At 61.6% G+C, this 24,938-nt stretch carries 21 protein-coding genes; 13 read left to right on the forward strand and 8 right to left on the reverse strand.

Annotated elements, in window-relative coordinates; genetic code table 11:
• Positions 1–234: 234 nt before the first annotated feature.
• The 4 genes from ACQZ60_RS20795 to ACQZ60_RS20810 are packed head-to-tail and all read right to left on the reverse strand — an operon-like array spanning position 235 to position 4,098.
• On the reverse strand, positions 235–1,188 hold the full coding sequence (locus tag ACQZ60_RS20795; RefSeq protein WP_448736042.1) for an ABC transporter substrate-binding protein: 954 nt from the start codon (positions 1,186–1,188) through the stop codon (positions 235–237).
• A gap of 23 nt (positions 1,189–1,211) precedes the next feature.
• Positions 1,212–2,276 (reverse strand): FecCD family ABC transporter permease, encoded by a 1,065-nt coding sequence (locus ACQZ60_RS20800; RefSeq protein ID WP_448736043.1) that lies wholly within the window; start codon positions 2,274–2,276, stop codon positions 1,212–1,214.
• An 11-nt stretch (positions 2,277–2,287) separates the two neighbouring features.
• Positions 2,288–3,301 (reverse strand): FecCD family ABC transporter permease, encoded by a 1,014-nt coding sequence (locus tag ACQZ60_RS20805; RefSeq protein ID WP_448736044.1) that lies wholly within the window; start codon positions 3,299–3,301, stop codon positions 2,288–2,290.
• On the reverse strand, positions 3,298–4,098 hold the full coding sequence (locus tag ACQZ60_RS20810; protein ID WP_059760923.1) for an ABC transporter ATP-binding protein: 801 nt from the start codon (positions 4,096–4,098) through the stop codon (positions 3,298–3,300). Before ACQZ60_RS20810 ends, ACQZ60_RS20805 begins: the two co-directional genes overlap by 4 nt.
• Before the next feature lie 214 nt (positions 4,099–4,312).
• Here ACQZ60_RS20810 and ACQZ60_RS20815 point away from each other — a divergent pair, with 214 nt between their 5' ends.
• Complete coding sequence (locus tag ACQZ60_RS20815) at positions 4,313–5,614, forward strand: NtaA/DmoA family FMN-dependent monooxygenase (protein WP_020811030.1); 1,302 nt, start codon at positions 4,313–4,315, stop codon at positions 5,612–5,614.
• A gap of 2 nt (positions 5,615–5,616) precedes the next feature.
• Here ACQZ60_RS20815 and ACQZ60_RS20820 read toward each other — a convergent pair whose 3' ends face one another.
• Positions 5,617–6,393, reverse strand: a complete 777-nt coding sequence (locus tag ACQZ60_RS20820) for an IclR family transcriptional regulator (RefSeq protein WP_137005956.1) — start codon at positions 6,391–6,393, stop codon at positions 5,617–5,619.
• A gap of 271 nt (positions 6,394–6,664) precedes the next feature.
• On the opposite strand from ACQZ60_RS20820, the gene ACQZ60_RS20825 reads away from it, so the two are divergent.
• A complete protein-coding gene (locus ACQZ60_RS20825; protein WP_448736045.1) occupies positions 6,665–8,764 on the forward strand; it encodes a TonB-dependent receptor in 2,100 nt (699 codons plus the stop codon).
• A gap of 222 nt (positions 8,765–8,986) precedes the next feature.
• On the opposite strand, the gene ACQZ60_RS20830 is transcribed toward ACQZ60_RS20825, so the two are convergent.
• Positions 8,987–10,171: an acyl-CoA dehydrogenase gene (locus ACQZ60_RS20830; RefSeq protein WP_448736046.1), complete on the reverse strand. Its 1,185-nt coding sequence runs from the start codon at positions 10,169–10,171 to the stop codon at positions 8,987–8,989.
• A 96-nt stretch (positions 10,172–10,267) separates the two neighbouring features.
• Between ACQZ60_RS20830 and ACQZ60_RS20835 the strand changes: the two genes are divergently transcribed.
• The 8 genes from ACQZ60_RS20835 (at position 10,268) to ACQZ60_RS20870 (ending at position 19,119) form a co-directional block, all read left to right on the forward strand.
• Positions 10,268–11,194 carry a LysR family transcriptional regulator gene (locus ACQZ60_RS20835; RefSeq protein ID WP_020811026.1) on the forward strand — a complete coding sequence of 309 codons (927 nt, stop codon included), beginning with the start codon at positions 10,268–10,270 and terminating at the stop codon, positions 11,192–11,194.
• 127 nt (positions 11,195–11,321) lie between these two features.
• Positions 11,322–12,383, forward strand: coding sequence for a LacI family DNA-binding transcriptional regulator (locus ACQZ60_RS20840; RefSeq protein ID WP_448736047.1), 1,062 nt, complete (start codon positions 11,322–11,324; stop codon positions 12,381–12,383).
• Positions 12,380–13,402: an ABC transporter substrate-binding protein gene (locus tag ACQZ60_RS20845; protein ID WP_448736048.1), complete on the forward strand. Its 1,023-nt coding sequence runs from the start codon at positions 12,380–12,382 to the stop codon at positions 13,400–13,402. Before ACQZ60_RS20840 ends, ACQZ60_RS20845 begins: the two co-directional genes overlap by 4 nt.
• A 382-nt stretch (positions 13,403–13,784) precedes the next feature.
• Positions 13,785–14,612, forward strand: coding sequence for an ABC transporter permease (locus ACQZ60_RS20850; RefSeq protein WP_078053248.1), 828 nt, complete (start codon positions 13,785–13,787; stop codon positions 14,610–14,612).
• Entirely contained in the window at positions 14,609–15,388 is a 780-nt protein-coding gene (locus tag ACQZ60_RS20855) for an ABC transporter permease (protein WP_065655279.1), read from the forward strand. The genes ACQZ60_RS20850 and ACQZ60_RS20855 overlap by 4 nt, the downstream gene beginning before the upstream one ends.
• Positions 15,381–16,406: an ABC transporter ATP-binding protein gene (locus ACQZ60_RS20860; protein WP_448736049.1), complete on the forward strand. Its 1,026-nt coding sequence runs from the start codon at positions 15,381–15,383 to the stop codon at positions 16,404–16,406. Before ACQZ60_RS20855 ends, ACQZ60_RS20860 begins: the two co-directional genes overlap by 8 nt.
• Positions 16,407–16,408: 2 nt before the next feature.
• Entirely contained in the window at positions 16,409–17,329 is a 921-nt protein-coding gene (locus ACQZ60_RS20865) for a nucleoside hydrolase (RefSeq protein ID WP_448736050.1), read from the forward strand.
• Positions 17,326–19,119, forward strand: a complete 1,794-nt coding sequence (locus ACQZ60_RS20870) for an adenine deaminase (protein WP_448736051.1) — start codon at positions 17,326–17,328, stop codon at positions 19,117–19,119. Before ACQZ60_RS20865 ends, ACQZ60_RS20870 begins: the two co-directional genes overlap by 4 nt.
• Before the next feature lie 27 nt (positions 19,120–19,146).
• On the opposite strand, the gene ACQZ60_RS20875 is transcribed toward ACQZ60_RS20870, so the two are convergent.
• A complete protein-coding gene (locus tag ACQZ60_RS20875) occupies positions 19,147–20,070 on the reverse strand; it encodes a LysR family transcriptional regulator (protein WP_448736052.1) in 924 nt (307 codons plus the stop codon).
• A gap of 92 nt (positions 20,071–20,162) precedes the next feature.
• Here ACQZ60_RS20875 and ACQZ60_RS20880 point away from each other — a divergent pair, with 92 nt between their 5' ends.
• Positions 20,163–21,410, forward strand: a complete 1,248-nt coding sequence (locus tag ACQZ60_RS20880) for an MFS transporter (protein WP_003520902.1) — start codon at positions 20,163–20,165, stop codon at positions 21,408–21,410.
• A 26-nt stretch (positions 21,411–21,436) separates the two neighbouring features.
• Here ACQZ60_RS20880 and ACQZ60_RS20885 read toward each other — a convergent pair whose 3' ends face one another.
• Positions 21,437–22,609, reverse strand: a complete 1,173-nt coding sequence (locus ACQZ60_RS20885; protein WP_448736053.1) for a M20 aminoacylase family protein — start codon at positions 22,607–22,609, stop codon at positions 21,437–21,439.
• A 311-nt stretch (positions 22,610–22,920) separates the two neighbouring features.
• Between ACQZ60_RS20885 and ACQZ60_RS20890 the strand changes: the two genes are divergently transcribed.
• A complete protein-coding gene (locus tag ACQZ60_RS20890) occupies positions 22,921–23,628 on the forward strand; it encodes a phosphoribosyltransferase (protein WP_425644943.1) in 708 nt (235 codons plus the stop codon).
• Between the two features lie 207 nt (positions 23,629–23,835).
• Positions 23,836–24,891 (forward strand): dipeptidase, encoded by a 1,056-nt coding sequence (locus ACQZ60_RS20895; RefSeq protein ID WP_448736054.1) that lies wholly within the window; start codon positions 23,836–23,838, stop codon positions 24,889–24,891.
• The last annotated feature ends 47 nt before the right edge of the window (positions 24,892–24,938 follow it).

Here is a 24,938-nt window from a genome sequence, read left to right on the forward strand (position 1 = left end):
GCTGTTGTCTTTCCTGGGATATCGCCGACGGGTTCGGCGGTCTCGCTGTCCCGGGTCGGCGTGCCGGGCGATCGCGCGTTGGGAATCTCATCCGGCGCGATATTCCGGCGTCGTTGCGTCAAGATGCGCGAACCATAACAGGCGGTTTCGGCCCCGGCAATATAACTTTCTTTAAAAACTCAAGTTTATGCCCGGCACATAAATCGTGCCGGGATTGGCTTTGGATAACGTCGTTCAGCGGCGGCCTGCCCAGCTTTCCACCTCATTCAATGTGTGCAGGGCGCTCGGAATGGAAGGCGTCGTAACCCTGGTGGAATCGAGGAAAACGATCCTTTTCTCGCGCGCCGGTTTTACGAAACGCTCCCAGCCGGGAATGATCTTTTCAAGGGCGGCGCGCGTTCCGGCCTCGCCGCGGGCGGGGCTGGTATAGCTGTTCATCACCACCAGCAGATCGGGATTGAGCTTGCCGAAGGCATCGGCGCTCAGCGGCATCATCAGGGTCGAGCCCATTCCGCCCGAAGAGGCGGCGTTGTCGATCTTCAGGCGGGTATAACCCAGATCCTCCAATGCCTGCACCGCGCCGGACATGTCACCCACCGCATTGATCTGGTCGGTCAGCAGGATCGCGAGATAGGTCTTGCCCTTGATATCGTCGCCCAGCGTCTTTTTGACGGCGGCGAGCTTCGTGTCATAGGTCTTCCGGCGCTCGGCAAAGACATCGCTTCGCCCGACCAGGGCGGCAAGGTTTTCTTCGACGCTGAAACCATAGGCATGTCCGGTGCTGACTTTTTGCAGATAGACGGGGGCGACGGTGGAGAGCTGTTGGGCCTTGCCGCCATCCATTTCCGTGGCGACGATCAGGTCCGGTTGCAGCGCCCGCAGTTTTTCAAGGTCGATCTGGCCGACCGCGCCGAAACCTTTCGGTTTCGTGCGGCCCTCACCGAGAACGGTGTCGACGAAATCGACGGCGGTGGCGAATTTGCCGTCGCTGTTGCGGCCATAGGCGCCGACCACATTGGCGTCGAGATCCATCAGCGGCACGCCGAGCAGCGGCTCGTGCATGACGACGATGCGCTGCGGCTTTTCCGGAACGGAGACGGTGCGGCCGGCGGCATCGGTCACGCTGCGCTCGGCGGCGAGGCTCGTTCCGGCGGCCAGAAGTGTGGCGATGAGGATGGCAATTCGCATGGCATTCCCTTTATTCGATGTCTTCAGTGGCTGTTGTTTCTGCGCAGCGCTTGAAGGCGCAGCGTGAGGATGAAAAGCGGCACGCCGATCAGCGTCAGCGCAAGGCCGATCGGCATCGGCGTATCGGCCACCAGTCCGCGCGACAGCGTATCGGCCGTGACGACCAGAATGCCGCCGGTAAGCCCCGACAGGAAAAGCCTGGCGCGGCCGACGGCGGGCGAAACGAAGGTGGCGAGATGCGGGGCGATAACGCCGAGGAAGGTCAGCGGGCCGACGGCGGTAACCGAGGAGGCGCTGAGGATGACCGCAAAAACAATGACGAGCGGGCGCGAATGCCTGACGGTTTCGCCAAGCGCCATGGCCATTTCATTGCCGAGATCGAAGACCGCGAGCGCCCGGCCGATGAGAAAAATGCCCACGAGGCTTGCGGCGAAGAGGGGGGCGAAAACGAGTATGGTCGACCAACTGGCCTGAAACAGCGAACCCGCCATCCAGTCAGCCAGCGACAGCGAGGTTTCGGCCGGCGTGTAGAGCAGAAGCACGGAGGAAACGGAGGAAAGCGCCGATTCAATTGCGATGCCCATCAGCAATATGGCTAGGCCGCTCGAGCGTTCCCGTCCGACGAGGGCGACGAGAAGGAAGGCGACGGCCAGACCGCCGCCGACGGCAGCGAGCGCCACCAGTGTTTTGGGTGCGGTTGGCACCAGCACCAGAAGCAGCATGATGGTGGTCATCGAGCCCTGGCTCAGACCGAACAGGCCGGGATCGGCGAGTGGATTGCGGGCGACGGATTGCAGCATCGCGCCTGCCAGCGCCACGCTCCAGCCGGCCATGAAACCGAGCAGGATGCGCGGCAGCCGCACCGTCCACAGCGCATAGGCCTGATCGTCGCCGAGATGCCCGCCCACCAAGCCGCGCAGGAGATCGGCGAGGCCCGTTTCGGTATTGCCGAGGCTGACGGACAGGGCGGCGAGCGCCAGCGCCAGCACCATCAGCGCAAGGCCGGCCTTCAGATTGCCGATGCCGATCTGCAGGCCGCTCGGCAGCCGCAGCACCGCTTTGCCGTCGGTGGCGAAATGCCGTTTCATGAAAGCCCCCTTCATGACAGCCCCCTCGCCGAAGGCGACAGATAGAAGCGCTTGACGATGACGATGAAGACGAGGCCGCCGAGCAGGTCCATGAACAGCCCGGTATTGACCACATAGGGCGCAAACAGGGTTTGCGCGCCAAGATCGGCCAGCACGCAGAGGCCCGCGCCGACAAGCGCGGAGGCCGGCAGGGCAAGCGTGAAGTTCACCCCGACCAGCGGCCGGATCATATGCGGCACGATGAGGCCGACGAAGCCGATGGGGCCGCAGATCGCCACCGCCGAACCCGAGGCCAGCATGGTGGCGAAGAGCGCGACCCGGGAAATGCGCGTGACATTCACACCGGCGGAGGCGGCCTTTTCCGCGCCCAGCAGAACCAGCGTCAGCGGCCGGGCGACCGCCCACAACATGACGAGCGCAATTGCGCCGATCCACCAGAAATCGAACAGGCGCTCGGCATAGACGTGGTTGATATTGCCGCCCACCCAGCTGAGGAACTCGGCGCGGCGTGTGGGGTTGGAGAGAAGCAGGGCGTTGGTCACGCCGATCAGCAGCATGGAAACCAGCGCGCCGGAAAGGATGAGCGACAGGCCGCGCGGATCGTTCGCCCGCCCGGCGAGACGCGCGACAACGAAGCAGGCGGCAAAACCGAAGCCGGCGCCCGCGAGCGCGGCAAGGCCCTGTATTTCCGGAGAGAAATCGAACACCAGCGCACCGGCAATCACAAAAAGCGTCGCGCCGGCATTCAGCCCCAGGGTGGAGGGCGAGGCGAGGGGATTGCGCGCAAGCCCCTGCAGCACGCAACCGCTGACGGCCGTAGTCGCCCCCACATAGATGGCAATCAGCGCGCGTGGGATTTGCTGATAGAGAAGCACCGACTGCTCATAGCTGTCGGCCTCGCCGCGCCAGAGCGTCGCCAGGATTTCGGCAGGCGGCATGTCGCCGGACATTACCAGCAGATTGATGGCGAGGATGGCGGCCAGCAGCAGCGCGGCGACGAAAATCAGCGTTATTTTCGGGGTCATGCCGGAATGGCCTGTTCCTGCCGCTCCAGCCGGGGCACGCAGATGAGCCGCCCCTGCCGGGAGAAGATATCCGCTTCGAGATCGAAGACCTCGGCGACATTTTCGGGCGTGACCGTTCTTTCAACCGGTCCGGATGCAAGAACCCGCCCGGCTTTCAGCATGATGACATCATCGGCGAAGGTGGAGGCAAGGTTGAGATCGTGCAGCACGACGATGACGGTCTTGCCATGCCTGTCCGTCAGTTCGCGCACGAGGCCGAGAACGGCATATTGATATTTCATGTCGAGATGATTGACCGGCTCGTCCATCAGGATCACGTCCGTATCCTGCGCCAGCACCATGGCGATGAAGGCGCGCTGGCGCTGGCCGCCGGAAAGCGTGTTGACCTGCGCTTTCGCCTTGTCTTCCAGCCCGACGGTCTTCAGCGCCTCGGCAAAAAGCGCCCGGTCGCGTTCGGTGGGGCCGCCCGCAAGGCCGTAACGGGCGTAACCGGCAAGCTCGATCAGCTCACCGAGCGTCATATAGTCAGGGCAATGGCACTCCTGCGGCAGATAGGCGATGCGCCGCGCCAGTTCGCGGCGTCCGATCTCGCCGATCGAACGCTCGCCGAGCCTTATTGCCCCCGATGACAAAGGCACGAAACCCATGATGGTCTTCAACAGCGTCGACTTGCCGCAGCCATTGGGGCCCACCAGCGCGGTGACGCGGCCTGATCTGAAACGGGCGGAAAGCCCCCGCAGGACGGGAACATGTCCATAGCTGGCGTGAAGGTCCGTGGCGTCAAGCACCGGATACAACTCCTGTTATTCATACACCCATGCGTCGAGACGCCGCACGGTCGTTATAAGTATTTGAATTTAAATATCGAACCCGTGGAAAAAGCATTTCTTTCCGGCAGGCGCGACGGTGTGGTCTTGAAGCGACACTAAACTATAGTAAAACTCTCCACAAATCGAAATTTGCCGATTCAACGTGCGGATTTCCTGCCGGTTATTTCAGTCGAGGTGCATCATGTCAGTCGCAGCCAAGCTTCATGTCGGCATGTCGCTGGCCCCAACCTGGCTCAGCGGCGAGGCATGGCGGCGCGCGGACAGCGATATAAACGGGGTGTTTTCCAGCGATTATTTCGTCGATCTGGCGCAGCGCGCGGAAGCTGCCCATGTGGATTTCGTGTTTCGGCCGGATACGCTTTTTCTGCGCACCGAGGGGCTGGAGACCGGCGGCGGATTTGCCAGCATGGATCCGACCATGCTTCTTGCGGCCATTGCGCGGGAAACCAGCCATGTCGGGCTGTTGTCCACCGTTTCGACCACATTTCTGCCGCCCTATGTGGTGGCCCGCCAGATACAGTCGCTGAACTGGCTGAGCAACGGCAGGGCGGGGTGGAATATCGTCACGGCGCTTGAGGGGCACGAAAATTTCGGCCTGAAAGAGATGCCTTCGCCGCAGGAACGCTACGAGCGCGCCGCCGAATTCACGCAGGTGGTGAAAGCGCTATGGGCGAGTTTTCCGAACGAAGCCATCAAACTCGACCGGGAAAGCGGGCGGTTCGCCGATTCCTCGCTGGTGCGGCCGGTGGCGCATGAGGGCAGGCACTTCAGCGTCAAAGGCCCGCTCAACCTGCCGTCCCATGCCAGCCGCATTCCGCTGGTGCAGGCGGGCGCCTCTCCAGAGGGGCGTGATTTCGCTTCGTCGGTGGCCGACGCCGTCTTTGCCTCGACGCCGGATATGCAGGCGGCCATCGAACTCAGGGCGGATTTGCGGCGGCGTGCCGAGGGGCATGGCCGAGACCCCAACGGCGTGAAGCTGATGCCGGGCCTCAGCCTCTATCTCGCGGAGACCGGCAGGGAGGCGCTGGAACTCTTCGCGGAGACCCATGCCCGCGCCAACCGTGCCCGCGCCTTTGCCTCCATCCGCGATATGACGGGTCTTGATCTCACGGACTGGCCGCTCACGCGGATCGTTACCGCCTCCGACCTGCCGCCGCCGCCGGAGACACCGAGAAGCCGCACCCATGCCGGCCTGCTGCGCCGGCTGATCGAGCGGGAGACGCTGAGTGTTGCGGAATTATTGCGGCGTCCGGAAGTGATGGGGTCGGGCCATTGGCAGATCATCGGCACCGTTGAAGATGCCCTTGAGGCCATCCGCGAATGGGCGGCTGCCGGTGCGATCGACGGTTTCGTCGCGGTGCCCGGCGGTTCGGTGGCGTCCATGCGGCTGGTGCTGGAGCGGCTGTTGCCGAAGCTCGCCGATGCCGGGCTTTTCCGCACGGCCTATTCCGGCCGCACCTTTGCGGAGCATCTGGCCGAATAGGCTTACGCGCCGCCGGATTCGGCCGTCGCCTGTCCGGCGGCTTCGATCAGCCGGGAGAAATGCCGTTCGGTCTCGGCGGTGGCCACGAAGGATACGGTGGTGACGACACAACAGAGTTCGCCCTGGGCGTCGAAAACCGGCGCGGCCTTGCCGGTCAGGGCGGAGAACAGATGTTCATTGAGTTCCGCGCCACCCGCTTCGCGGATGGTTTCCAGAATGCCGGCATCGGGACGGGAGCCGCGAAAGGCGGCCGGTTGCAGCCTGCGCACGGCGGCTATCCTGTCCGGCGGCAGGTAGGCCTGAAAAACCAGCCCGCAGGCGCTGTTGTCCAGCGGCAGAACATCGCCGAGCGCTACGGTGCTGATGGAAAAGCTGGCGCTTCTCGCCCACCGCACCACGGTCGGGCCGCGTTCGGTCCAGATCGCCACGCCGCAGCTGGCGCCGATCTCGGAGGCAAGCGCATTCATCTGGCGGCCGGCGGTTTCGACCGGATTGATTCGCCTGAGCGCGCTGATGCCTATTCCGAGCGCCGCGGGTCCGAGATCGTAACTGCCGCTTGCGGGGTCCTGTATCACCAGCCCCTCCCGCACGAGGCTTTGCATGTAGCGATGCGCGGTGGAACGGCCGGTGCCGGCGCGTTTGGCCAGTTCGCCAAGTGCCAGCGCCCTGTCCGATCTGGCGAGAAGATTGAGGAAACGCGCCGCGATCGATACCGACTGAATGAGGGCCGAGCGCTTTTCGCCCTCGTTTTCCGGCAGATTGTCCGAATCGTCATCCATGGCGTTCAAGCGCGTTCCCCCCGTTTTGTTGAGCATGCCTAACGCATCGGGCCGGAAATCGGAATCGATTTCTGCGGACGGAACCATGCTGTTCCCTTTCGAAACGCTGCGGGTACGCAAGCGGCGGTGGGTAAACTTTGTTGTAAATATGGCACATCCCGTTACGGAAGCCTTTTTGTCCGCAATACAGAACGCATTCTCTATTGCGAAACGGATAACGCTTCCGTTACTTGAATATGACTTTAATACTCATGTTTATTAGGGGTGTGTGATGGGGTTTAGCTCTAACGGTCGTTTGATGAGCGGGGTCAGCGCTCTGACGCTGGCGACATTGTTTGTGACGCCGGTTCTCGGTCAGGATCAGCAGGCGGCGACGGCGGGCACCACCGTCTTGAAGCCGATCGTCGTGACCGGTGAAAAAGTGGCGCGCGACATGAAGAACACGGCGTCGTCCGTTTCGGTCATATCCGGGGATAAAATCAAAAAGGAAAAGACCGGCGACCCGACCGTATCGGAAGCGATCAAGGATATTCCGAACGTCGTTTACACCGACAATGTCAGCGCCCCGATCATTCGCGGTCTGGATACGCAAGGTCCGAATACGGGCGCGACGGCATTTTTTGCCGGCACCGTGCCACGCGCCACGATCAATGTGGACGGCCATTATCTCGGTTATAACGAATTCATCTATGGTGCCACCTCCATCTGGGATGTCGAAAGCATCGAAGTTTTCCGTGGCCCACAGACCACCTCGCAGGGTGCCAACGCCATTGCCGGCGCGATCATCGTCAACACGAAGGATCCGACATTCACGCCGGAAGCCTCCTATCAGGCGGAAATCGGGAATTACCACCAGAAGCGGGCTTCATTTGCGCTTTCGGGCCCGCTTGTCGAGGATCAGCTAGCGGCGCGTCTGGCGGTTGATTATTCCGGCCGCGACACCTTCATCGATTACATCAATTCCGCATTCGCCCATGAGGGAACGGATCAGGACTTCAAGGAATTTAACGCGCGTTTCAAGCTTCTGTGGGAACCGCCGGAGATTCCCGGGCTGACGACCAAACTGACCTATTCTTATAATGCCGCCAACCGGCCGAGCCAGGAAGCGGCGTCGCGTCCTTTCGAGGATCTCAATCACGTCACCACCACCATGCCAAGCTGGAGCCAGAACACCCACACCGGTATTCTCGACATCAATTACGATTTCGAGAACGGCGTGAAACTGTTCAACCAGACGCAGTTCTCGGCTTCCGATGCCAGACGCCGGGTTGGCGTCGTGAACAACGGCGATGCGGATATCGACCAGACGAACACTTCCCACGAAACACGCGTGACCTTCGGTGATCAGGAAGACGTGCTGAGCGGTGTCGCGGGTATTTATTACGCTCATACTCAGGCTGACGAGCTTCTTCGACTTACGGGGCGATATAACAATAGTCTTTCGACGTTCGACGACACCAAAGATAACTTAGGTATCTTCAGCGAGTTGAGCTATCGCCTAACGGACCAATGGACGCTGACCGGCGGGCTGCGCTACCAGCAGGACCGAATTCAGCGTACAGGCCGTTCCGTCTATTCGGCTCAGGCCGTGGATTTTGACGAAACATTCTCCGAACTGCTACCCAAGGCGACGCTTGCCTATGCGGTGAACGACGACTGGACTGTCGGTGGCATGATCAGCCGCGGATACAATCCGGGCGGGGTGTCACTCAATATCTCCTCGGGCAAATGGATGACCTTCGAGGAGGAAAAGATCTGGAACTATGAGTTGTTCACTCGCGCGAGTCTGCTGGATGACCGGCTGGTGCTTAACAGCAACCTGTTCTACATGGACTATACGAATGCCCAATTTAACATTCCGGTCGTCATCTCTTCGGGTGTCACCCAGTCCTATACGATCAATGCACAGAAGGCTCACGCCTATGGTCTGGAAGTTGGCGCCGATTATCAGGTTCTCGACAATTTGACGCTGAAGGCCAGCGCCGGTCTGCTGAAGACCGAAATCGACGAGATCGCCAGCAACACCAGCTATGCCGGCAATGAATTCGCAAAATCGCCGGGCTACATGTTTAGTATCGGCGCAAGCTGGGATGTGACCGACAAGTTCACCGTTTCTGGACAGGTGCGCCATATCGACGGTTATTATTCCGATACGGCCAACACGGCCACCTATGCGATCGATCCCTATACGATCGCGGACGTGCGGGCGAGCTACAAGTTCCAGGACGAGCTTGAGTTCTACGCTTACGTCAAGAACGTCTTCGACGAGCGCGCCCCCACCTATATGCAGCAGAACCGCGGAATTGGCGGCATCGAGGCGAGCATGACCGAACCGCGCATGTTTGGCGTCGGTATTCGCGGCACGTTCTAAGCGATTGCCGGATTTGAAAAGCGAAGAGACCTCCGAAATGATTTTCGGAGGTCTCGAACTGTTGACCCTCTCTCGCACTCGCCGTCATCCTCGGGCTTGTCCCGAGGATCCAACCACGTCTCGTTAGAACAATCGGTTGCAGATGCTCGGGACAGGCCCGAGCATGACGAAGGAGAGGTTTTGGGCCTCTTTAAAGCCGAACTCCTCGACGCGGATAAAGCCTCAGAAAAACGCCTGAATGCCCGTCTGCGCCCGGCCGAGGATCAGCGCGTGGACGTCGTGCGTGCCCTCATAGGTGTTGACCGTCTCAAGGTTCTGGGCATGGCGCATGACGTGATATTCGATCTGGATGCCGTTGCCGCCATGCATGTCGCGGGCCTGGCGGGCGATATCCAGCGCCTTGCCGCAATTGTTGCGCTTGATGATGGAGATCATTTCCGGCGCCATCTTATGGTCGTCCATCAGTTGGCCGACGCGGAGCGATGCCTGAAGGCCGAGCGCGATTTCGGTCTGCATGTCGGCGAGCTTCTTCTGATAAAGCTGCATGCCGGCGAGCGGCTTGCCGAACTGCTTGCGGTCGAGACCATATTGCCGGGCGCGGAACCAGCAATCTTCCGCCGCACCCATGACCCCCCAGGAAATGCCGTAACGGGCGCGGTTGAGGCAGCCGAACGGGCCTTTAAGGCCGGAAACATTGGGCAGCAGCGCGTCTTCGCCCACTTCCACACCGTCCAGAACGATCTCGCCGGTGATGGAGGCGCGCAGCGACAGCTTGCCGCCGATCTTGGGAGCGGAGAGGCCCTTCATGCCCTTTTCCAGCACGAAGCCCCTTATCTGGTTGTCATGGGCTTCCGATTTCGCCCAGACGACGAAGACATCGGCGATTGGCGCATTGGAAATCCACATTTTCGAACCGCGCAGGCGATAGCCGCCGGCGATCTTTTCGGCGCGGGTCTTCATGCCGCCGGGATCGGAACCGGCATCCGGCTCGGTCAGGCCGAAACAGCCGATCAACTCGCCCGAGACGAGGCCGGGCAGGTATTTCTTCTTCTGCTCGTCGGAGCCATAGGCGAAGATCGGATGGATGACGAGCGAGGACTGCACGCTCATCATCGAGCGGTAACCGCTGTCGATCCGCTCCACCTCGCGGGCGACGAGGCCGTAAGCCACATAGCTGGCATTGGCCGCGCCATATTCTTCCGGCAGGGTGACGCCGAGCAGGCCGGTGCGGCCCATCAGGCGGAACAGTTCCGGTTCGGTGGTCTCGGAAAGATAGGCCTCGGAGACACGCGGCAAGAGTTCCGATTTGCCGAAGGCGGCGGCGGCGTCGCGGATCATCCGCTCGTCGTCGTTCAGTTGGTCTTCGAGCAGAAAAGGGTCCTGCCAATTGAATGCGTGTTCGCTCACGTGATGCCTCCGGATTTGCTGGCCGGATTATTGGTATTCGAGCCAGTCGGCACAAGCCATGTTTACTCATTTTTGCATTACATATAGTAATGGCTCATGACATCTCTCAGCCGCAAACTCCTGCCCTCCACCAGTGCGCTCGCCGCCTTCGATTCCGTGGCCCGGCTCGGCAGCTTTTCCGCGGCTGCCGATGAGCTTGCCCTGACGCAGGGGGCGATCAGCCGGCAGGTTATGTCACTGGAAGAACAGCTTGGCGTGCGCCTGTTCGAACGCGGCGCACGCGGCGTGGCGCTGACGACAGAGGGCCGCGCCTATGCAAAATCGATTGCCTCCGCCCTTGGCGAGATACGCTCCGCGTCGCTGCAGATCATGACCAAAACGCATGGCAATACGCTGAACCTCGCCATGCTGCCCACCTTCGGCACCCGCTGGCTTCTGCCGCGTATCCCGGATTTCGTGGCGAACCACCCTGAAATCACCATCAATTTCGCCACCCGCATCGGGCAATTCGATTTCGAGCGCGAGCAGCTCGATATGGCGATCCATATCGGCCAGGCCGACTGGCCGGGGGCGGAAAGCACCTTTCTGATGCATGAAATGGTTGCGCCGGTGTGCAGCCCGCAATTCCTCAGCGCCCATCCCGTGGAAAAGGGAGAGGATATCGCCGCCCTGCCGCTGCTGCACATGGCCTCGCGGCCGGGCGCATGGGGGCACTGGTTCGAAAGCCTCGGCCTGTCGCTCGCCTTGCCGCAGGGCATGCGCTTCGAGCAATTTTCCAGCGTGGCGCAGGCCTGCATCGCCGGGCTCGGCGTGGCGCTGATGCCGCTTTTCCTGATCGACAACGAACTGAAATCGAGGCAACTGGTGAAAGCCTTCGATCATCAGGCCAGAAGCCCCAGCTCCTATTATGCCGTGGCGCCGCTTTCGCGCGCCAATCACGTACCGGTCGTGCTGTTTCGTGACTGGCTGGTGCGACAGGTGGAGGCATACCGCGCAGCGAACAGCGAAGCCTCGCAAAAATAATCGCACTTTTTTCGGGCAGTTAGACTTTATGCCCGGGTTTTCGCCGATTTTGCCCTCCGCCGGACTCGACAGGGCGGCCTTGCTCGATTATCGAGATTAAACGTTTAATCAGCCCTTCCGGACCATCATGGCGTCTTCACGGCCTGCCACCAATCTGAGCGCGATAGCAGCGGCACTCGGCGTGTCGGCGGCAACCGTGTCCAATGCGCTGTCGGGCAAGGGCCGCGTTTCGCCGGAGCTGGTGGAGCGCATTCGCAAGACGGCAAGCGAGCTGGGCTATGTGCCGAGCTCGGCGGGCAGGGCGCTGCGCACCGGCAGAAGCGGGGTTCTGGGGCTGGTTCTGCCGGATATTGCCAATCCTCTTTTTCCGCAGATCGCGCAGGCCATCGAAAAGGCGGCCGTCACTGCCGGTTACGGCGTGCTCATCGCCGACTCGCGCGGCGAGATCGCCATGCAGACGGATGCGATCAACCGGCTGATCGAGCGCGGTGTGGATGGCATGGTCATCGTTCCCCGCCGCGGCACCCGCATTTCCGATGTCGATTGTCCCGTCGCGGTGATCGACAGCCCCTCGACACCGGGCAATACTGTTGCCGCCGACCACTGGGACGGCGGCCGGCAGGTCGGCGAATATCTGGTGGGGCTTGGCCATCGCAAGGTGGTGCTGGTGGGCAAGAACCGCGATTCCAACGTTCAGAACGACCGTCTTGGCGGCATTCGCGATGGTCTCGGCAAGGCGTGCCTGACACAGACGCTGTGGATAGATGGCATTGAAAAGGCAGGTGGCGCGGGCTGCCGGCTTGGTCTTGCAGAGAAGGTTGCCGAAGGTTTCACCGCCTTTGCCGCCGTATCCGATCTGCATGCGCTGCGCGTGCTCACGGAATTGCAGCGCGAGGGCATCGAAGTGCCGGAAGAGGCCAGTGTCACCGGCTTCGACGATCTCATCTTTTCCGCCGTGGTTACCCCGCCCTTGACGACCATGCGCATGGATATGGGCCGCATCGCCGATCTCGCCGTCGGCGCGCTGCTGCGCGCGATAGACGGCGCGGGCGAAAACGGCATCGCCGTCGATGTGATGGCGGACATCTCGAAAGTACCGATGGCGCTGATCATGCGCGGCTCCACCGGCAAGGCAAAGCATGATGCGATTGAAGCCAAAAAAACGACAGCAGGAGAACTCACACCATGAAAAAGATCATTCTTGCATCGGGCGCCGCCCTGATGTTGACGATGGGCGCCGCGCAGGCGCAGGACAAGACGCTGACGATTTCCGTCTACGCCTTCGCGCAGGACGAATTCAAGGAACTGGTCTATACGCCGTTCGAAAAGCAATGCGGCTGCAAGCTGGTCGTCGAGACCGGCAACAGCGTCGAGCGTCTGGCCAAGATGGAGGCCAACAAGGCCAATCCGGTGGTCGATCTCGCCATCGTTTCCATGGCGGATGCGCTGTCGGCCACCCGCAAGGACCTGATCCAGAAGATCGACGCTTCCAAGGTCCCGAATATCGAAAAGCTCTATGATATCGCCAAGGATCCGAATGGCGACGGCATGAGCGTCGGCGTCAATTTCTACGCCACCTCCATCGTTTACCGCACCGACAAGATGAAGATCGACAGCTGGGCCGATCTTTTGAAGGACGGCATTGTCGATCACGTCGCCTTCCCGAATGTCACCACCAACCAGGGCCCGCCGGCGCTTTACATGCTCGGCAAGGCCATCGGCAAGGATACGCCGGATCTTGCCGGCGCCATCGAGGCCGTGGGCGAAAAGAAGGACGATATCGTCACTTTCTACGTCAAATCCTCGCAGCTGGTGCAGTTGATGCAGCAGGAAGAAATCTGGGCCGCCCCGATCGGCCGCTTCTCCTGGGCGCCTTTCACCAAGCTCGACCTGCCGCTCGCCTGGGCAACGCCCAAGGAAGGCCAGACCGGCGGCATGAACGTGCTCGTGGTGCCGAAGGGCACGAAGAACGAAGACTTGGCGTTGCAGTTCATGGATTTCTGGCTCTCGACCGATATTCAGAAGGCGCTGGCCGAAAAGCTGGTGGACAGCCCGACCAACAGGGAAGTCAAGGTTTCCGACGAGGTGGCGAACAACATCACCTATGGTGACGAAACCGCAAAAAGCCTGCAGCTCATTCCTTCCGACGTGACTCTCGATAACCGCGACAAGTGGCTGTCGGAGTGGAATTCGAAGGTCGGCCAGTAAGTCGTTCACCGTTTGGAATGGGGCACTGAACGTCCGTCAGGGCGGCTCCATTCCCGGAAAAGCGGTTCGGTCGTCCCCTGACCGCTTTTCCACTCTTTTGATCGTAGGCCGGCGCGTCTGGCGAACCCAATGGCACCAAGCTCAATGATTTCGTGTTTTGGCCCACCACACACTCCCTCATTCCTGTGCTTGTCACAGGAATCCAGCCGACACGCGTCTGCGTGGCGGGATGAGTCTTTTCAGCCCAAAGACTTGGGCTGGCTGGATTCCTGTGACAAGCACAGGAATGAGGGAGGTGGTGATTGGCCTCAACTTTTGCTGCATTCGCCAAACTCCAACCACAGCCGGTGCACACCGCCGCTGCCGTTCAGGGAATAAACCCATGTTTCAGAACCGGGCCGAAGCGCTGGCGCTTGCCTTGCCTGCCGCAATTTTCGCGGCGGCGGTCTTTCTTGTGCCGGTCTTCATCCTGCTGTCGGAGGGCTTCCGCACCGCCGATGGCTGGACATTGTCGGCTTACGCCGATTTCTTCACCGATCCGCTGAACCAGACGGTTTTCCTGCGCACCCTGAAGCTCGGCGCGCTTGTCACCATCGTCTCGGCGGTGGTGGGTTATGCGGCGGCCTTCGCCATCGTCAACCTGTCGCAGGGCGCGAAGGGGCACGTCGTCAATCTGGTCGTGCTGCCGCTGATGATTTCGCCCGTCGCCCGCACCTATGCCTGGATCGTCATTCTGGGTCGAACCGGCATCGTCAATCAGGCGCTGCAGGCCGTCGGCCTCAGCGACGGGCCGATCCGTATCCTGTTTTCCGAAACGGCCGTCTTCATCGGTCTTCTGCAATTGTTCCTGCCGCTGATGATAATCTCGCTCATCAGCGCGCTGGAGAACATGCCGAAGGATACGATTGCGGCTGCCCGCGTTCTCGGCGCAAGCTGGCTGCAGGTGTTCTGGAAGGTCATCCTGCCGCTCACCAAGGAAGGGCTGGTCGTCGGCGGCACGCTGGTCTTCACCGGTTCGCTGACGGCCTATATCACGCCCGCCATTCTCGGCGGCTCGAAGGTGCTGATGCTGGAAACCCTGCTTTACCAGCAGGTGACGGTCTCCAACAATTTCGTCTCCGCCAGCGTCATCGCCTTCATCCTGATCGTCATGAGCTTTGCCGCCAATATCCTGCTGAAGCGCATCGCCACCGCAAGGAACAAGAAATGACCCGGCAGCTCTTCATTCCGCTCACGCTCCTTCTTGTCGTCGGTTTCCTGATTGGGCCGTTCCTCATCATCGTTGCGGCCTCGTTTTCGGCCGGCGATACGCTCGCCTTTCCGCCGCAGGGCTTTTCGCTGAAATGGATCGCCAAGGTCTTTACCGTTGAGAGCTTCCGCGAAAGCTTTGCGATGTCGATGTTCCTCGCCATCGGCGGCACGTTTGCGGCGCTCATCCTCGGCATTCCGGCCTCCTACGCCATGTCGCGCTACAAGCTGCCTTTTGCCGAGACGGTGCGCACCATCGTTTCCGCGCCGATCATCGTGCCCGGCATCATCGTGGGTCTGGCGCTGCTGCGCTATTTCGTCGTGCCCTTCGGCATCGGCATCACGCTTGCTTTGTTCCTCGCCCACACCGCGCTCATCCTGCCCTATGCGGTGCGGGTGGTGTCGGCCAGTCTCAACAATCTGCGTTCCGATATCGAGGAGGCGGCGGTGCTGCTCGGCTCGTCGCGGGTCGGGGCGTTTTTCCGCGTCGTGCTGCCGAATATCCGCGGCGGCATCCTGTCCGCCTTCATTCTCGGTTTCGTGACGAGCTTCAACCAGGTGCCGGTATCGCTGTTCCTGTCGGGCCCCGGCGTTCGCACGCTGCCCATCGATATGCTGGGTTATATGGAAATCGTCTTCGATCCCTCCGTTGCAGCCCTTTCCTCGTTGCTCGCCTTCCTTTCCATCGGCATCGTCTTCATGGCCGAACGTTTTCTGGGGTTCTCCCGTTATGTCTGACGCAAATTACCTTTCGCTCAAAAAAGTTTCGCTCGCCTATGGTGGCAATGTCGCCGTCAAGGACCTCGATCTCGATATCCGCAAGGGCGAGCTGCTCGCGCTTCTCGGGCCTTCCGGCTGCGGCAAGACCACGACGATGCGCGCCATTGCCGGGCTGATGCCGGTGGCTGGCGGGCGCATCGATCTCGATGGCGCCGATATCACCCGCGTTGCCGCCAACAAGCGCGCCGTGGGTCTGGTGTTCCAGTCCTATGCGCTCTTCCCGCATCTGACGGTCTACGAAAACGTCGCTTTCGGCCTGAAGCTCAAGGGCATGAACGGCAAGGCGCTGGAAGACAAGGTCGCCTCCGGCCTGAAATCGGTGGGCTTGTCCAGCTTCGCCTCGCGCAAGCCTGCGGAGCTTTCCGGCGGCCAGCAGCAGCGCGTGGCGCTGGCGCGCTCCATGGTCATGGAGCCGAAGGTGCTCCTGCTCGATGAGCCGCTCTCCAACCTCGATGCGCGTCTCAGGCTCGAAATGCGCACCGAATTGCAGCGCGTGCAGAAGGAAACCGGCGTGACGATGATCTTCGTCACCCATGACCAGATCGAGGCTTTGGCGCTCGCCGACCGTATTGTCGTCATGAAGGGCGGCAAGATTGAGCAGATCGGCACGCCGGAAGACATCTACAACGCGCCGGTTTCGTCCTTCGTGGCGGATTTCGTCGGCTTTGAAAACATCTTCGCGCTGGAAGGCGGCGCGCTCAAAACCGCAAACGGCACGACACCGCTTCCCGGACCAGTCCTTTCAGCATCCGGACTGGCCTGGCGGCCGCGCATGGTCACCCTCGGTTCAGGTCCTTTCCAGGGAACCGTGCGCGGCACCTCCTTTGCCGGCAACAGCCGCGAATATCTGCTCGATACGCCGCTCGGCCCCATCAAGGCGGAAACGGACGCCGCCCTGACCTCCCATGCAATCGGCGATGCGCTCGCCTTCGACCTGCCGGTCGAAAAGGCGGCAAGCCTCAAGGTGTTCAACTGACCATGGGTGTGTGGATCGATACAGATATGGGCTTTGACGACATCGCCGCCATCATGGTGGTGCAATCGTCGGGCCTTGCCATCGGCGGCATTTCGCTGGTCTTCGGCAACACGACGCTTCAGGCGGTCTGCTGCAATGCCGCAGGCGCCGTCTCAGCTTTCGGCTGGTCGATGCCGATCCATCGGGGCCGCGCCATGCCGGTGCTTGGCGCACTCGAAACCGCGCAATGCATTCTGGGTGATAACGGCATTCCGACCGTCGGCCAAAGCCTGCCGGATGCGCCGGCCGTGCCGAACAGCGATGCCTTTGCCGCGCTCTGCGGCTGGCTGGAGGGGGCAGGCGAAAAGCGCATTCTCGCACTCGGACCGCTCACCAATATCGCCGCCCTGTGCCTTGCCCGGCCCGATCTTGCCGCAAAAATTTCCGATCTCACCTGGATGGGTGGCGGCGTGACCAGCGGCAACCACACGGCCTCGGCAGAATTCAACGCCTTTGCCGATCCGGAAGCGCTGGCGATCGTGCTCTCCCACGGCCTGCCGTTGCGCATGGTCGATCTGGATGCCTGCCGCAAAGTCACCGCCTCGCCGGCCGATGTGCTGCCGATCCGCAATGCCGGTGGTAAAAACGCCGGGCTGATCGCCGATCTGCTGGAAGGTTTCATCGGCATCGCCACCAGCCGTGGCAGAGCCGCCATGGCGCTTTACGATCCCGTCGCCGCCGTTGCCTTTACCTCCGGTCTCATCGGTTGGCGTCATGCGCGGATCGATGTCGAGCTTCAGGCGACGCTGACGCGTGGGCGAACTGTGGTCGAGACGCGCGCTCAGAAAGCGAAAGCCTTCAACGCGCATTTCGCCGAAACGGTGGATGCCGAAGGTGCGAAGACGGCGATTCTCGAGGCGCTGCGCCGGGAGGCCGCCCGATGAACGCGAACTCTACAAAATGCGAGCCTGCCGATCTCACCGATGATGCGCTGCGCAGCCGCGCGGTCGCCGCCGCACGCGGCGATGCGCCTTTCGATGTTCTCATCACCGGCGGAACATTGGTGGATGTGGTGACGGGAGAGCTTCGCGCCGCCGATATCGGCATCGTCGGCCCGCTGATCGCCAGCGTGCACGAGCGGGCAAGCCGGAGCGACGCTGCACGGATCATCGATGCGGCAGGCGCCTATGTCTCGCCCGGCCTCATCGACACACATATGCATATCGAAAGCTCGATGGTCACACCGGCCGCCTATGCGGCGGCCGTGGTTGCCCGTGGCGTCACCACCATCGTCTGGGACCCGCATGAATTCGGCAATGTGCATGGTGTGGATGGGGTGCGCTGGGCGGCGAAATCCATCCAGAACCTGCCCCTGCGCGCCATTCTGCTCGCGCCTTCCTGCGTGCCCTCCGCACCCGGGCTGGAGCGCGGTGGGGCGGATTTCGATGCCGCCATTCTTGCCGATATCCTGTCATGGCCTCAGGTTGGCGGCGTTGCGGAAATCATGAATATGCGCGGTGTCATCGAGCGCGATCCGCGCATGAGCGGTATCGTGCAGGCCGGGCTTGCCTCGGAAAAGCTGGTCTGCGGCCATGCACGCGGCCTGAAAGATGCCGATCTTAACGCCTTCATGGCGGCGGGCGTTTCTTCCGATCACGAGCTGGTCTCGGGCGAAGACCTGATGGCGAAACTGCGGGCAGGACTGACCATCGAACTGCGCGGCTCGCACGATCACCTGCTGCCGGAATTCGTGGAGGCTCTGAACGCGCTCGGCCACCTGCCGCAGACGGTGACGCTCTGCACAGACGACGTGTTCCCTGACGATCTGTTGCAGGGCGGTGGGCTTGACGATGTGGTACGCCGCCTTGTCCGTTATGGCCTGAAGCCCGAATGGGCGCTGCGCGCCGCAACGCTGAATGCTGCCCAAAGGCTCGGCCGTGCCGATCTCGGCCTCATCGCCGCCGGCCGTCGCGCCGATATCGTTGTGTTCGAGGATTTGAGCGGTTTTGCCGCCCGCCACGTTCTGGCCGGGGGCAGGGCGGTTGCGGAAGGCGGGCATATGCTCGTCGACGTTCCGGCCTGTGATGCGGCGGCGCTCGAAGGCTCGATGAAGCTGCCGCTGCGCGCAGCCGATGATTTCCGGGTTGCCTGCGAAGGCGCAAAGGTGCGTCTTGCCACGATCGACCGCCCGCGCTTCACGCAATGGGGCGAGGCTGAAGCCGAGGTGAAGGACGGTTTCGTCGTTCCGCCCGAAGGTGCGACGATGATTTCCGTCACCCATCGCCACGGCATGGCCGAGCCGATCACCAGAACCGGATTCCTCACCGGCTGGGGAAACTGGAACGGCGCCTTCGCCACCACCGTCTCGCATGACAGCCACAACCTCACCGTTTTCGGCGGTAATGAAGACGACATGGCGCTCGCCGCCAATGCGGTGATAAAGACAGGCGGCGGCATGGCTGTCGCTTCCGAAGGCAAGGTCACCGCACTTCTCCCGTTGCCGCTTTCCGGCCTCGTTTCCGATGCCCCGCTTGAAGACGTGGCAAAGGCTTTCGAAGAATTGCGCGAAGCCGTCGGCAGGGTGGTGGAATGGCAGCCGCCCTATCTCGTCTTCAAGGCCTGCTTCGGCGCCACGCTCGCCTGCAATATCGGCCCGCACCAGACGGATATGGGCATTGCCGATGTGTTGACGGGCAGGGTGATGGAAAGCCCGGTGATTGCCGTTCTCGAATAGCGGCGGCCCGCATCTGCGGGCTGCGGTTTATTCGACGGTGGGCGCATCAGGCGTCTGTGTTTCGCGCGCGGCAATGCGCGCCGCCAACACGAAATTCTTCACCACCGGTGATGTCGTTCCGCGCCGATAGGCGAGCGATATGGAAAGCCGCGGTGGCGGGCCGCTGGAGGGTAATAGGACGATGTTCTGCATTTTGACCTGCGCGACGGATTCCGGAAGGAGGGAAACCCCGAGTTCGGCCGCGACCAGCGACAATATCGAGGCGATTTGCGGTGCCGCCGGCCCGAGGCGCGGCGTGAAACCGGCCTCCTGGCAGGCTTTTATCGATGCATCGTGAAGGCTGGTGCCGACGTTGCGTGGCGTCAGAATGAAAGGGTCGTCGCGCAATTCCATCAGGTCTATGGCGGTGCCGCGCCGCGCGAGCGGATGGGATGCCGGCAGGGCGACCAGAAGCGGTTCGTCGGTGAGCACTTCCTCGAGCAATGTATCGGGATCGGATTGAGAAGGGCGCAAAAGCGCCACGTCCAGCCGATCTTCGAGGAGAGCCGGCGTCAACGCCAGGGCGGCTGCCTCCATCACCTGAAGTTCCACGTCGGGATATTGGCGTCTATAGGTGCGGATGCAGGCCGGAACCAGAGGGTTGAGCGCCGCCGTGCCGGTAACGCCTATTCTCAGAATGCCGGTTTCACCGGCCGCCGCCCTGCGTGCGAGCCGGACACCTTCGCCCACCTGATGCGGAATATGGGCCACCGCAGCACGAAAGGCATGGCCCGCCGGTGTCAGTTCCGCGCCATGCGCGAGACGCCGGAAGAGCCGCACGCCGATTTCCTGTTCCAGAACCTTTATCTGCTGGCTGAGCGGCGGCTGCGCGATTCCCAGATGTTCTGCCGCCCGCGTAAAACTGCCTTCATTGGCGATGGCCAGAAAATAGCGGATGTGCCTGAGTTCCATGATATTAGATCCAGATATGATGGGAACGCCTTCCATATATTAGAATGAAAGACGGAGCTGCGCTATAGCTGGGAGCGAAAAGGACAAACCCGATGCGCCAGCTCAAAAAACAGGATTTCACCCCGCCGATCGTCATGACGGAGGAGCCGCCGGATGTGCTCTGGATACGGCAGGGAAGCCGCCAGTTTCGCCGGGCGAGCTGGGCGCTTTTCCTCGCGGGCTTCGCCAGCTTTTCGCTGATCTATTGCGTACAGCCGCTCTTGCCGGAATTTCCGGCGGAATTCGGCATCAATCCTGCAACCGCATCGCTCGCTTTGTCGCTGACGACGGGAACGCTTGCCTTCGCCATTCTTCTCAGCGGGGCCTTTGCCCAGCTCTTCACCCGCCGAAATCTGATGTTCGTTTCGATGATGCTGGCCGCCATCGCCAATATCATTGCAGCAAGTACGCAAGGCTGGGCATGGCTGCTTGCCGCCCGTGCGCTGGAAGGCTTCGTGCTCGGCGGCGTTCCGGCCGTCGCCATGGCCTATCTTGCCGAGGAGATCGAACCTTCCAGTCTCGGCAAGGCGATGGGGCTTTATGTCGGCGGCACGGCCTTCGGCTCCATGGCGGGACGTGTCGGCATGGGGCTGGTGTCGGCCTATACCTCCTGGCAGGTGGCAATGTATGCGCTGGGGGCGGTCTGCATCCTCGCGGCCATCGGCTTCCTGCTGCTGCTTCCGCCCTCGCGGAATTTCCGGCCGCAGCACATGCCGCTTAAAAATCATCTGAGAATATGGGCGCAACATCTTGGAAATCCGGAACTTCGGCGGTTCTATTTCCTGGGCGCGATGCTGACGAGCGTGTTCACCACCGTTTTCAACTATTGCGCCTTTCGCCTCGTCGCGCCGCCTTACGAATTGGGCCGGACGGCCGTCAGCATGATTTTCCTGACCTTCGCCCTGGGTATCGTCGCGTCCTCCTATGGCGGGGCGCTGGTCGACCGGTTCAGTCGGCGGATCATGCTGGTGGTTGCCTTTTCCACCATTCTTGCCGGTATCCTGCTCACATTCGCCTCGAGCATCATCCTCATCGTGGCGGGGATTGCGGCGATAACCATCGGATTTTTCATCGGGCATTCGGCTGCCAGCAGCGGAGTGGGCGCGAATGCGGGCGCCGCCAAAAGCCATGCTTCCGCGCTTTATCTGCTGTTTTATTATTGCGGAGCGAGCATCACCGGCTGGGTCGGCGGCTGGTTCTGGATCCATGCCGGCTGGCCCGGCATCATGGCGATTACCGCCGGCTGCGCGCTTGCCGGAATTTTAGCCAGCCTCGCTCGCCCGGGCGCGCGGCGCGCCTGAGCGGCCATTGCGCCGGGTGGCCACTTTCACTCCGCCGCCAGTTCCTGCTCCACCAGCGTTGCCCAGAACGCCACGCCCGGCACGATGGCCGCATCGTTGAAGTCGTAGGAGGTGTTGTGGTGCAGCGCGCCATCCACCGCCGGGCCGTTGCCCAGCCAGACATAGCAGCCGGGAGCTTCGCCCGCGAAGAAGGCGAAATCGTCGCCGGCGGTCGAGGGTGGGAAGGCGTTGCGGGTCCTGTTGCCGAAGACGGTTCTTGCGGCGCGCAGCGCCCGTTTCGTCGCATCCGCCTCGTTGATGACGGGCGGAATCCGGCGGATGAATTCGTAATGCGCCTCGATGTCGAACATCGCCGCCGTGCCCTTTGCCAGCCTGCCGATTTCCGCTTCGAGCTGGTCGCGCACGTCAGCCGCATAAGCACGCGCCGTGCCGCCGATTTCGACGAGATCGGGAATGACGTTGAGCGACTTCGGGTCGCCCGCCTGCACCGAACAGGCGCTGACCACGGCGGGTTGCAGCGGATCGACAACGCGGCCGACGATGGTTTGCAGCGAGGCGAGGAAAGTGCCCGCCGCCGTCACCGGATCGCGGCCGAGATGAGGCTTGGCGCCGTGGGTGCCGATGCCTTTGAACGTGACGCGCCAGCTGTCGGAAGAGGCGAGCTGCGGGCCTTCCACCACTGCCATTTCGTCGATGCCAAGCCCCGGCATATTGTGCAGGCCATAGACCGCATCGCAGGGAAACAGGGTGAAAAGCCCGTCCTCCACCATTTTTTTTGCGCCGCCGCGGCCTTCTTCCGCAGGCTGGAAAATGAAATGCACGGTGCCGGAAAAATCGCGGGTCTTTGCGAGGTAACGCGCCGCACCCAGCAGCATGGCGGTGTGGCCGTCATGGCCGCAGGCATGCATCTTGCCGGGAAATTTCGACTTATAGGGCCGGTCGGGCACTTCCGGCATGGCAAGCGCATCCATGTCGGCACGCAGGCCGATGCTGCGGGTGCCGTTGCCCACCTGCAGCGTGGCGACCACGCCGGTGCCGCCGAGACCGCGATGCACCTTCAGCCCGGCACGCTCGAGAAGATCGGCGACGATGGCGCTGGTTCTTTCCTCTTCGAAGCCCAGTTCGGGATGCGCGTGCAGGTCGTGGCGAAGCTCCGTCAGGAATGGCAGGTCCTCGCCGATGCGGTCCAGCAGTCTCATGGGCAGCTTGTCCTTGAATATGGGAAAAACCCGCGTCATAGGTGGGTTCATCCGAATGCCTGTTGCTTGTTTCTCTTCTAGAGCATTTCCAGCAAAAGTGTGTAGCGGTTTTGCGTTCGGAAATGCGTAAAACAAAGAGCTAGGGTATTTCCGTGTTTCGGAGAAAAACGGAAATACCCTAACGGAAAAAGCCAATGAAATGAACCCGCAGCGTCTCTGTGGTTGCTAAAATGACTAATCTGCCGAACGGGATTGGCGCGGCCGAAAACCATCTCCGCCTTGCGCCATCCCGGTTCTGAAAGGAAAAACCGATGCCGTCATCCGCATCGCCTGCCGCCCATTCCCCCGCCGCGCCGCATGAGTTCTGGCAGGAGATCCATCCGCGCCGCAGCTTCGAAACGGCCGGCCCGCATTCCGCCTTCTTTCCGGCGGAGCTGGATGACGGAAGGCAGATATGTCTGCCGATAAGGCCGCTGGCGGATGGCGAACATGCGCTCGCTTCGCTTATCGTCAATCAGGCCTCTTTTGAGGTGCTCGAGGCGCTGGCGGCCGACCTTGCCGCACAACTTCTTCCCTTCAAGCCCGATGTCGTCATCGGCCTGCCGACGCTGGGGCTGACGCTCGCCGCCGCCGTCGCCCGGCATCTCGGCCATTCCCGTTACGTGCCGCTCGGCACCTCGCGCAAATTCTGGTATCTGGAGGAATTGTCGGTGCCGATGTCCTCCATCACCACAAGGCAGGAAAAACGGCTCTATATCGATCCGCGCATGCTGCCGCTCATCGAGAACCGGCGGGTGGCGCTGGTGGATGATGTGATCTCCAGCGGCAGCTCCATCATAGCGGGTCTTTCTCTTCTCGCCGCCTCCGGCATTCGGCCCGCCGTCATCGGCGCGGCCATGCTGCAATCGGATCGCTGGCGGGAAAAAATCGCCGCTTTCGGGCCGGAATGGCCGGAGCGGGTGAGGGGTGTTTTTTCAACGCCGCTGCTCACGAAAGCGGAAGGCGGCTGGCGCGCCTGACGAAGCGCAAATTCCGGCAAAAGGCAAGTGGTGATAATTTCACCGCTGCCTAATTTGTGTCTTGCGAAGCTCGAAGAGATCGTCCTAAGATCGCCTCCGACAGACAATAGCGGTCGGCGAACAATGCGCCGGTTTGCTTTCGCGCGGTGTCATCCCGGCGTCTGCCCGCCCCCGTTTTGTTCTTTCCGATGACTGGAATTTCTTCCCATGCACGCAGTGTTCGACGGTCATAATGATGTGCTGCTTCGGTTGTGGCGCAACAGCAAGGCCGGTGCCGATCCGGTGGCCGAATTCAGGAACGGTACACGGGAAGGCCATGTAGACGGCCCGCGTGCGAGGGCAGGCGGTCTCGGCGGCGGCATCTGTGCGATCTATATTCCCTCCGGCGATCTCATTCTTCAGGAACCGGATGAAAGCGGCCATTACAACACGCCGCTCGCCTCCCCACTGGAGCGCCAGCCTTCGCTCGATATCGCCATGGAAAAGGCGGCGATTGCGCTGAGGCTCGACCGCGCCGGCGCGTGGCGGCTTTGCCGCTCCACGGCCGATATCCGCAAGGCCTTTGCCGAGGATATCTTCGCCGCCGTGCTGCATATGGAAGGCTGCGAGGCGATTGGGGCCGATCTCGACGCGCTGGAGGTGTTTTACGCCGCCGGCCTGCGCTCGCTCGGCCCGGTCTGGAGCCGGCACAATATCTTCGGCCATGGCGTTCCGTTCTCTTATCCCATGTCTCCCGATACGGCGCCGGGCCTCACCGAGGCCGGTTTTGCGCTGGTGAAGGAATGCAACAGGCTCGGCATTCTCATCGATCTCGCGCATATCACCGAAAAAGGCTTCTGGGATGTGGCGAAAACCACCAACCAGCCGCTGATCGCCAGCCATTCCAATGCGCATGCGCTTACCCCCGTGGCCCGCAATCTCACCGACAGGCAGATGGATGCCATCAAGGAAAGCGGCGGGCTGGTGGGTCTCAACTACGCTGTGACCATGCTGCGGGCGGATGCGCGCGACATTGCCGATACGCCGCTTTCCGACATGGTGCGCCATATCGATTACATGGTGGAGCGCATGGGCATCGATTGCGTGGCGCTGGGATCGGACTTCGACGGCGCGACGATACCCGTCGGCGTTGCCGATGCGAGCGGCAATCACAATCTGGTTGCGGCGCTGAAATCGGCGGGCTACGGTGATGGAGAACTTGCTAAAATATGCCGGGAAAACTGGCTGCGTGTTTTGTCTGAGGCCTGGCACGAGGCGGCCTGAGAAGAGCTGAAGCGAACCAAATCAAGCTTATAACAAAAGGGGAGATC

The organism is Agrobacterium sp. 22-223-1 (assembly GCF_053522385.1).

Bases quoted from the DNA above. Each gene is read 5' to 3' on its own strand.
- ACQZ60_RS20795 (WP_448736042.1), bottom strand. From the start codon at position 1,188: ATGCGAATTGCCATCCTCATCGCCACACTTCTGGCCGCCGGAACGAGC.
- ACQZ60_RS20800 (WP_448736043.1), bottom strand. From the start codon at position 2,276: ATGAAACGGCATTTCGCCACCGACGGCAAAGCGGTGCTGCGGCTGCCG.
- ACQZ60_RS20805 (WP_448736044.1), bottom strand. From the start codon at position 3,301: ATGACCCCGAAAATAACGCTGATTTTCGTCGCCGCGCTGCTGCTGGCC.
- ACQZ60_RS20815 (WP_020811030.1), top strand. From the start codon at position 4,313: ATGTCAGTCGCAGCCAAGCTTCATGTCGGCATGTCGCTGGCCCCAACC.
- ACQZ60_RS20820 (WP_137005956.1), bottom strand. From the start codon at position 6,393: ATGGATGACGATTCGGACAATCTGCCGGAAAACGAGGGCGAAAAGCGC.
- ACQZ60_RS20825 (WP_448736045.1), top strand. From the start codon at position 6,665: ATGGGGTTTAGCTCTAACGGTCGTTTGATGAGCGGGGTCAGCGCTCTG.
- ACQZ60_RS20835 (WP_020811026.1), top strand. From the start codon at position 10,268: ATGACATCTCTCAGCCGCAAACTCCTGCCCTCCACCAGTGCGCTCGCC.
- ACQZ60_RS20840 (WP_448736047.1), top strand. From the start codon at position 11,322: ATGGCGTCTTCACGGCCTGCCACCAATCTGAGCGCGATAGCAGCGGCA.
- ACQZ60_RS20845 (WP_448736048.1), top strand. From the start codon at position 12,380: ATGAAAAAGATCATTCTTGCATCGGGCGCCGCCCTGATGTTGACGATG.
- ACQZ60_RS20850 (WP_078053248.1), top strand. From the start codon at position 13,785: ATGTTTCAGAACCGGGCCGAAGCGCTGGCGCTTGCCTTGCCTGCCGCA.
- ACQZ60_RS20855 (WP_065655279.1), top strand. From the start codon at position 14,609: ATGACCCGGCAGCTCTTCATTCCGCTCACGCTCCTTCTTGTCGTCGGT.
- ACQZ60_RS20860 (WP_448736049.1), top strand. From the start codon at position 15,381: ATGTCTGACGCAAATTACCTTTCGCTCAAAAAAGTTTCGCTCGCCTAT.
- ACQZ60_RS20865 (WP_448736050.1), top strand. From the start codon at position 16,409: ATGGGTGTGTGGATCGATACAGATATGGGCTTTGACGACATCGCCGCC.
- ACQZ60_RS20870 (WP_448736051.1), top strand. From the start codon at position 17,326: ATGAACGCGAACTCTACAAAATGCGAGCCTGCCGATCTCACCGATGAT.
- ACQZ60_RS20875 (WP_448736052.1), bottom strand. From the start codon at position 20,070: ATGGAACTCAGGCACATCCGCTATTTTCTGGCCATCGCCAATGAAGGC.
- ACQZ60_RS20880 (WP_003520902.1), top strand. From the start codon at position 20,163: ATGCGCCAGCTCAAAAAACAGGATTTCACCCCGCCGATCGTCATGACG.
- ACQZ60_RS20885 (WP_448736053.1), bottom strand. From the start codon at position 22,609: ATGAGACTGCTGGACCGCATCGGCGAGGACCTGCCATTCCTGACGGAG.
- ACQZ60_RS20890 (WP_425644943.1), top strand. From the start codon at position 22,921: ATGCCGTCATCCGCATCGCCTGCCGCCCATTCCCCCGCCGCGCCGCAT.
- ACQZ60_RS20895 (WP_448736054.1), top strand. From the start codon at position 23,836: ATGCACGCAGTGTTCGACGGTCATAATGATGTGCTGCTTCGGTTGTGG.